This window comes from Micromonospora sp. 15K316 (assembly GCF_004348525.1).
GTDB lineage: Bacteria > Actinomycetota > Actinomycetes > Mycobacteriales > Micromonosporaceae > Micromonospora.
The window spans coordinates 1-7,437 of record NZ_SMKG01000266.1; the positions used below are offsets into that span (position 1 = coordinate 1).

The 7,437-nt window shown below is 75.3% G+C and carries 8 protein-coding genes and 1 pseudogene; 6 read left to right on the forward strand and 3 right to left on the reverse strand.

What is annotated here, in order from left to right:
• Together E1211_RS28900 and E1211_RS28905 are read right to left on the reverse strand one after the other, a co-directional pair.
• Positions 1-876 (reverse strand): annotated as a pseudogene (locus E1211_RS28900) (hypothetical protein); the annotation flags it as partial.
• On the reverse strand, positions 873-1,169 hold the full coding sequence (locus E1211_RS28905; RefSeq protein ID WP_132352869.1) for a type VII secretion target: 297 nt from the start codon (positions 1,167-1,169) through the stop codon (positions 873-875). The pseudogene E1211_RS28900 and the gene E1211_RS28905, both read right to left, overlap by 4 nt.
• Before the next feature lie 172 nt (positions 1,170-1,341).
• Here E1211_RS28905 and E1211_RS28910 point away from each other — a divergent pair, with 172 nt between their 5' ends.
• The 6 genes from E1211_RS28910 (at position 1,342) to E1211_RS28935 (ending at position 6,917) form a co-directional block, all read left to right on the forward strand.
• Positions 1,342-1,710 carry a holo-ACP synthase gene (locus tag E1211_RS28910; RefSeq protein ID WP_132352871.1) on the forward strand — a complete coding sequence of 123 codons (369 nt, stop codon included), beginning with the start codon at positions 1,342-1,344 and terminating at the stop codon, positions 1,708-1,710.
• Positions 1,711-1,765: 55 nt separating this feature from the next.
• Complete coding sequence (locus tag E1211_RS28915; protein ID WP_132352873.1) at positions 1,766-3,235, forward strand: NAD(P)H-hydrate dehydratase; 1,470 nt, start codon at positions 1,766-1,768, stop codon at positions 3,233-3,235.
• 136 nt (positions 3,236-3,371) lie between these two features.
• Positions 3,372-4,490 carry an alanine racemase gene (alr, locus tag E1211_RS28920; RefSeq protein WP_132352875.1) on the forward strand — a complete coding sequence of 373 codons (1,119 nt, stop codon included), beginning with the start codon at positions 3,372-3,374 and terminating at the stop codon, positions 4,488-4,490.
• Between the two features lie 40 nt (positions 4,491-4,530).
• The gene (locus E1211_RS28925) at positions 4,531-5,619 is read left to right on the forward strand and encodes an alpha/beta fold hydrolase (protein WP_132352877.1); all 1,089 of its coding nucleotides are present in this window, start codon (positions 4,531-4,533) and stop codon (positions 5,617-5,619) included.
• Positions 5,613-6,101: a tRNA (adenosine(37)-N6)-threonylcarbamoyltransferase complex ATPase subunit type 1 TsaE gene (gene tsaE / locus E1211_RS28930; RefSeq protein ID WP_132352879.1), complete on the forward strand. Its 489-nt coding sequence runs from the start codon at positions 5,613-5,615 to the stop codon at positions 6,099-6,101. The genes E1211_RS28925 and tsaE overlap by 7 nt, the downstream gene beginning before the upstream one ends.
• A 117-nt stretch (positions 6,102-6,218) precedes the next feature.
• A complete protein-coding gene (locus tag E1211_RS28935; RefSeq protein ID WP_207915550.1) occupies positions 6,219-6,917 on the forward strand; it encodes a uracil-DNA glycosylase in 699 nt (232 codons plus the stop codon).
• 4 nt (positions 6,918-6,921) lie between these two features.
• Here E1211_RS28935 and E1211_RS32780 read toward each other — a convergent pair whose 3' ends face one another.
• Positions 6,922-7,062 (reverse strand): hypothetical protein, encoded by a 141-nt coding sequence (locus E1211_RS32780; protein WP_165947364.1) that lies wholly within the window; start codon positions 7,060-7,062, stop codon positions 6,922-6,924.
• Positions 7,063-7,437: the final 375 nt, after the last annotated feature.

Sequence of the window (7,437 nt, forward strand, 5' to 3'; positions counted from 1 at the left end):
CTCCCCGCCCGGATCCAGCCCGAGCAGGTACGCGCGCGGCCCCGCCGCCCCGGTCAGCCGGTCGGTGAGCGCGTCCAGGCCGGTCAGCCGGCCGGCGAGCCAGCGCAGCCGGGCCGCCTCGACCGGGCCGGTCGGCACCCGGGCCAGCAGTCGCGCCCGCTGCGCGAGCAGCTCCGCGCGGTGCTCGCCGATCAGGAGCCGGTTGGCCTGGTCACGGGCGGTCACCGGCACCCCGTCCAGCCGACCGACCAGCGCCGCCTCGTTCGCCACCAGCCAGCGTCGCTGGGCCGGCGTCAGCCCCGCCCACCAGGCCCGTACCAGCGCCGGGTCGGCGTCCGGCGCGGGCCGCGCGGGTGGGGGCGGTTCCTGCCAGCCCGCCGTGGCGGCCGCCGCGAGTGTGGTCAACCTCGCCGCCGCCGCCCGGTCGGCGGCGCCTGCCGACTCGAGAGCCTCCCGCAGGGCCGCCGCGACCCGGGCCGCGGCCGGGCCGTCCCGCTCGCTCGGTCGGCTCCGGGCCGGATCCGCGCTCACCCGCCCGTCGCGGTCGATCACCAGCCCGGAGGTGTCGGCGACGGTCACGGCGGCGGCCAGCCGCCCCTTCGCGATCGCGATCCGGGCCGCCAACTCGGCGAGCACCTGGTCGGCCTCGATCAGTGCCGGTGCCAGCGAGGTCAGGTCGGCGCGGAGCTCGCCGACCCGCACCCCGGCCGCCGTCGCCGCCGTGCCGGACCACCCCTGCGCCAGCGCCGCACCCCGCGCCGCCAGCGCCGCCGAACGCCTGTCGACCAGCGTCGTCAGCCCGGCCCACCCCGCACCGGCGGCTCGCCACGCCCCGGGATCGGCCGCCCAGAGCTGGGCGTAACCGACGGTGGTCATCGGGGCAGGACGGCGAGCCGGCGGGCGGCGCGGTCGTCGACCGCCTGGTAGCCGTCGACCGACGCCCGGACCGCCGCACCCGCCTCGGCCACCCGGCCGCCGAGCCGGCCGAACCAGCCGTGCACCGCCGCCTCCAGCCCGTTCAGCGCCGCTGCCGTCGACCAGCCGGGGGCGGCCACGGTCAACCCGGGCGTGCCGGCCAGCCCGTGCGCCAGCCGGTAGGCGTCGTCGTCCAGCGCCCGGGCCGCCTCGCGCAGCACCTCCGGCCGGACCGTGAACGGCTCCTCGGTCATCCTGTCCCCCCGTATGGATCGACGTCGACAGCGTGACGCTAGGCGGTCGGACGCGCGGCACGGGTGCCCTGTGGACGGCGTGCGGCGGGCGTACGCCCGAGTCGTCCACAGGCGTTGCCCGGCGCGGAGCCGGCGGCTAATCTGCGCCCGCGCCCGCCGGTAGGGTGAAGTGGTGATCGTCGCTGTCGGCATCGACGTCGTGCTGGTCGACCGGTTCGCCCGGGCGCTGGAGCGGACACCGCTGCTCGCCGAGCGGCTCTTCACCGAAGCAGAGCGGTACACCCGTTCCGGTGGTCCGCGCCTGCCGGAGTCGCTCGCCGCGCGGTTCGCCGCGAAGGAGGCGGTGGCCAAGGCGCTCGGCGCACCGGCCGGCCTGAACTGGCACGACTGCGAGATCGTGCCGGATCCGGGCGGCCGGCCCTGGTTGACCGTCTCCGGCACGGTGGCCGCGGCGGCGGTCGAGCGCGGGATCAACCACTGGCATCTCTCGCTGTCGCACGACGGCGGGATCGCCTCGGCGATGGTGGTCGCGGAACGCTGAAGGTCGGTCGGGCCGCCGGCGGGCGGACCCGGGACGTGGGACGGGAGACGGTGCCGTGAGACCGGTGTGGCGGGTGGCGGACGTACGCGCGGCGGAGGCCGGCCTGCTGGCCACCCTCCCGCCCGGGACGCTCATGCAGCGTGCGGCCGCCGGGCTGGCCCGCCGGTGCGCGCTGATCCTCACCGACCGGGGTGGTGTCTACGGCTCCCGGGTGCTGGTGCTGGCCGGTTCGGGGGACAACGGCGGCGACGCGCTCTTCGCCGGCGCCCAGCTGGCGCGGCGCGGCGCGGCCGTGTCGGTCCTGCTGCTCACCCCCGGCCGGGCGCACGCCGAGGGGCTCGCCGCACTCCGCGCGGCCGGCGGTCGGCTGGTGGACCGCCCGCCGGCCGTGCTCGACCTGGTGCTGGACGGGATCGTCGGCATCGGCGGCACCGGCGGGCTGCGGGAGACGGCGGAGCAGCTGGCCGCCAGCCTGGCCGGCTGCTGCGGGCGCGACGGCCTGCGGGCCACCGTGGTGGCCGTGGACGTGCCGAGCGGGGTCACGGTCGACACCGGTCATGTGCCGCTCACCGCCGCCGGTCGACCGAACGCGGTCCGGGCCGACGTGACTGTCACCTTCGGGGCGTTGAAGGCGGCTCTGGTGGTGGGTCCGGCCGCCCCGCTCGCCGGTGAGGTGGAGCTGGTCGACATCGGGCTGGGGCCGTGGCTGCGCGGCACGCCGGCGCTGCGCGTCACCGAGTGGTCGGACGTCGCGCGGTGGTGGCCGAAGCTCGGCCCCGCGTCGGAGAAGTACACGCGGGGGGTGGTCGGGGTGGCCACCGGCTCGGCCACCTATCCCGGGGCGGCGGTGCTCTCCGTCGGCGGGGCGCTGGCCGGGCCGACCGGCATGGTGCGCTACGCCGGCGGTGCCCGGGACGAGGTGCTGCGCCGGCACCCGTCGGTGATCGCCACCGGCCGGGTCGCCGACGCCGGTCGGGTGCAGGCGTGGGTCTGCGGCTCCGGGCTGGGTACCGACGAGGATGCCGCCGCCGAGCTGCGCACGGTGCTCGCCGCGCCGGTGCCGGCGGTGCTCGACGCCGACGCGCTCACCCTGCTCGTGGACGGTTCCCTCGCCGAGAGCCTGCGCAAACGCGACGCCCCGACAGTGGTGACCCCGCACGAGCGTGAGTTCACCCGGCTCTGCGGGGAGGAGCCGGGCGCCGACCGGGTCGGGGCCACGCTACGGCTCGCCGCCTGGATGAACGCGGTGGTGTTGCTCAAGGGGGACCGGACGGTGATCGGCACCCCCGACGGCCGGGCGTACGTCAACCCTACCGGCACCCCGGTGCTGGCCACCGGCGGCACCGGTGACGTGCTGGCCGGGTTGCTCGGCTCGCTGCTCGCCGGTGGTCTGCCGGCGGAGCGGGCGGCGGCAGCGGCGGCGTACCTGCACGGGCTGGCGGGCCGGGAGGCGGCCCGCGGCGGTCCGGTGATCGCATCGGACGTGGCCGCCGCGCTCCGCCCGGTGATCGCCCGGCTGGGCTGAACGTCCCGCCGTGTCGCGGGCGCGGCCCCGGCCCGACCGTGCACCGGTGCGGCGTTGCGGTCGGCCGGGCACGGCGCTGGTCACGCACGTGTGCGTCCAGCCGCGCGTTGATCACTGCGGAAAGTACGCTTGGCGCATGTGGCAGGCCGAGGTGCGCGTCGATCTTGACGCGATCCGTGAGAACGTGAGCCGGATCCGGTCCGGCACCACCGCAGAGGTGATGGCGGTGGTGAAGGGCGACGGGTACGGGCACGGCATGGTTCCGGCCGCCCGCGCGTCGCTGGACGGCGGGGCCTCCTGGCTCGGCGTCTGCACGCTCGACGAGGCGCTCACGCTGCGCCGGGCCGGGATCACCGCGCCCGTGCTGGCCTGGCTGCTGGCGCCCGGGCTGCCGCTGGACGAGGGGATCGTCGCCGGGGTCGACCTGGCCGCCGCGAGCCTGCCGCAGCTCGACGAGATGATCGAGGCGAGCCGGCGCGCGAACCGCCCGGCCCGGCTCCACCTGAAGATCGACACGGGGCTCTCCCGGGGCGGGGCGACCGTCGCGGACTGGCCGGCCCTGCTCGAGGCGGCCGCCAAGGCGCAGTCCGACGGGCTGGTCGAGGTCGTCGGGGTGTGGAGTCACTTCGTCTACGCCGACATGCCCGGCCATCCGACCACCGACCGTCAGTTGGCCGTCTTCCACGAGGGGCTGGCCATGGCCGAGGAGGCGGGGCTGCGTCCCCGGTACCGACACCTGGCCAACTCGGCGGCCGCCCTGACCCGCCCGGACACCCACTTCGACCTGGTTCGACCCGGGTTGGCCGTCTACGGGCTCTCCCCGGTGACGGGGGAGACCTTCGGGCTGCGCCCGGCGATGACCGCCCGCGCCCGGGTGGTGCTCAGCAAGCGGGTGCCCTCCGGCTCCGGCGTCTCCTACGGGCACACGTACACCACCGATCGGGAGGCGAACCTGGCCGTGGTGCCGCTCGGTTACGCCGACGGGGTGCCCCGGCACGCCTCCAACTGCGGTCCGGTGCACCTCGGCGGCGTGCGACGGACCATCTCCGGCCGGGTCTGCATGGACCAGTTCGTGCTCGACTGCGGGGACGACCAGGTCGAGGCCGGCGACGTGGTGACCCTCTTCGGCAGCGGTGCCGACGGTGAGCCGACCGCCGACGACTGGGCCGAGGCCGTGGGCACCATCAACTACGAGATCGTCACCCGGTTCGGCAGCAGCCGGGTGCCCCGGGTCTACGACGGCGAGCGGCCATGAGCGCGGAGCCTGAGCCGGGCCCGCGAGCCGGGGGCGAACCGTGAGTCCGTACCGCATCCCCCGGCCGCGTAGCGCGGCCGGACGGGTCGTGGGGGTGGTCGGCGCCGCGGTGGGGGTCGCCGCCGCCGGCCTGGCCGCCGGCGTCGCCACCGAACGTGTCCTGGTCCGCCGGCTCAAGACCCGCCCGGCCGATCCGTACGCCGGCGAACCGTTCGGCCAGCAGCCGTACGACGAGGCGTTCCGGCTGGAGTTGCCGGACGGCACCGACATCCACGTCGAGGTCGTCGAGCCGGCCCGGGCGACGGCGCCCCGACCGACGGTGGTGCTGGTGCACGGCTTCTGCCTGGACATGGGGACGTTCCACTTCCAGCGCAAGATGCTCACCGAGCGCGGCGAGCACCGGGTGGTCGCGTACGACCAGCCCGGCCACGGCCGCTCCGGCCGGCTGGAGACCGGCGAGTACGACCTCACCCTGCTCGGCCACACCCTCCGCCGCGTGATCGACCGGACCGCCCCGGAGGGGCCGCTGGTGCTGATCGGTCACTCGATGGGCGGGATGACCATCATGGCCCTCGCCGAACTGTTCCCGGAGCTGTTCGGTGACCGGGTGGTGGGCACCGTGCTGATGGCCACCTCCGGCGGGCTGCTCGCCGAGACCAAGCTGGTGGCGCCGGCGCTGCTCGGCCGGGTCGGCGGGCCGGTGCTGCACATGATGAGCAACGCCACCCGCTACGGCGGCACGGTCATCGACAAGGCCCGCAAGTCGACCTCGAACGTGGCGTGGCTGCTCACCCGCAAGTACGGTTTCGGCGGCAGCAGCCCCAGCCCGGCGCTCGTGTCGTACGTGGAGACGATGAACTCGCGCACCTCGGCGGACACGGTCACCCGGTACCTGCGTACGCTGGCCACGCACTCCCGGTACCCGGCGTTGGCCGCGCTGGCCGGCACGCCGGTGCTGGTGGTCGTCGGTGACAAGGACATGATCACGCCGGTGACCCACTCGGAGGAGATCGTCCGCCGGCTGCCACACGCCGAGTTCGTCAAGATCCCCGAGAGTGGTCACGTGGTGATGCTGGAACATGCGGACGAGGTCAACGCCGCGGTGGCGAGGTTCCTGGAGGAGTGTTGAACAAGGTCGTCGTGAAGCTGCCCACCGTCTCCGACACGCAGGAGTTCGGCCGCCGGCTCGCCGACGTGCTGCGCGCCGGTGACCTGGTGCTGCTGACCGGTCCGCTGGGTGCCGGTAAGACCGCGCTGACCCAGGGCATCGGCGCCGGCCTCGCGGTGCTGGGGGAGATCACGTCGCCGACGTTCGTGATCGCCCGGGTGCACCGGCCGGATCCGGCCCGGGGCGGGCGGGTGGCGCTGGTGCACGCCGACGCGTACCGGCTGGGGGACGCGGCCGACCCGCGCGCCGAGATCGACGACCTGGACCTGGACGCCTCGGTCGACGAGTCGGTGACGGTGGTCGAGTGGGGCGAGGGCCTGGTCGAGCAGCTCACCGACGCGCACCTTCGGGTACGCATCGACCGCCGCGACGACGACACCCGGATCGTCGAGCTCGAACCGGTGGGCGGCGACTGGGCGCAGCGCCTCGACGCCCTCGGCTGAGCGGCCTGCGCCCGGGCGGTGGGGCGGCGACGCCGGTCCGCGCGGGCTCGCGGACGGCCTCCGTCGGGCTGTCGGACGGTACTGGTAGGAAGAGGGCCGACCGACGAAAGGTTGCCGATGGCTGACGTCCCCACCCTCGACCTGCTGGCGCTGCTGCCGGAGGAGTGGCGTGCCGTGCTCACCCCCCACCTCGACCCGGCGCGCACCGCGGCGCTCGCCGACTTCGTCGCCGGGGAGTACGCCACCCAGACCGTCTTCCCGCCGCTGGAGGATCTCTTCGCCGCCTTCCGGCTCTGCTCCCCGCAGGCGTGCCGGGTGCTGATCCTCGGGCAGGATCCCTACCATCGGGCCGGCCAGGCCCACGGCCTCAGCTTCAGCGTCCGCGAGGGCGTCTCCGTCCCGCCGTCGCTGCGCAACGTCTTCAAGGAGCTCGGCGAGGACGTCGGAGCGCCGAAGCCGCGCAGCGGCAACCTCGCCGGCTGGGCGGCCCAGGGCGTGCTGCTGCTCAACAGCGTGCTGACCGTCCGGCAGGCCACCCCCGGCTCGCACGCCAACCAGGGGTGGGAGGAGTTCACCGACGCCACCATCCGAGCGCTGGACGCGCTCCCCGAGCGGGTGGTCTTCCTGCTCTGGGGCGGCTACGCCCGCAAGAAGGCGGCCCTGGTCAGCAACCCGCAGCACGTGGTGCTGGAGGCGGGCCACCCCAGCCCGATGAACCCGCGCGGCTTCCTCGGGAGCCGGCCGTTCAGCGCGGCCAACAAGGCCCTCGCCGACGCCGGCCGCCCCACCATCGACTGGGAGCGTTCCGCCGGCTGACGGTTCAGCCCGGGCGGAGCTGTCCTTCGCGGTAGCGGTGCAGCAGGGCTGCCGTGCGCGGGTCGGTCACGTCCAGCTCGACCAGCGGGACCACCCGGTAGCTCCGTCCGAACTGCTGGCGGACGGTACGGCCGAGGATCCTCACCAGGCGGGTCGACCTGGCGGAGATCGTGGCGCACACGGCTGCCGTGGCGATACCGCAGCGGCAGCTACCCGACTCGATCGATTGCGCCCCCGGCCTCCCGCCGGGGGCACGCGGACCGCGGTCGGGGCGAGCGCCGTGCTCGCCGCCGCCGTCGTCGTCGTGACGATAGTGAGCCTGATACCTCAGAGGCATAAATATCCCTCTGAGGTATCAGGCTCCCGAGCGCGGCTATCCGGTCGAGCGGCCACCGATGTGATCGCGGCGGAGACGATCAGGTCGGCGACCGGCGGCACGAGCCCGGCCAGCGCGATCGCCCGAGGGTGAGCCGGGGGAGCCGCGTGGGTGAGCCGGGGGAGGAGTGCCGTGGGGAACGGC

Excerpts from the sequence above, each read along its gene's own strand:
- E1211_RS28935 (WP_207915550.1), top strand. The coding sequence starts at position 6,219 with ATGGCTGACGTCCCCACCCTCGACCTGCTGGCGCTGCTGCCGGAGGAG.
- alr (WP_132352875.1), top strand. The coding sequence starts at position 3,372 with ATGTGGCAGGCCGAGGTGCGCGTCGATCTTGACGCGATCCGTGAGAAC.
- E1211_RS28905 (WP_132352869.1), bottom strand. The coding sequence starts at position 1,169 with ATGACCGAGGAGCCGTTCACGGTCCGGCCGGAGGTGCTGCGCGAGGCG.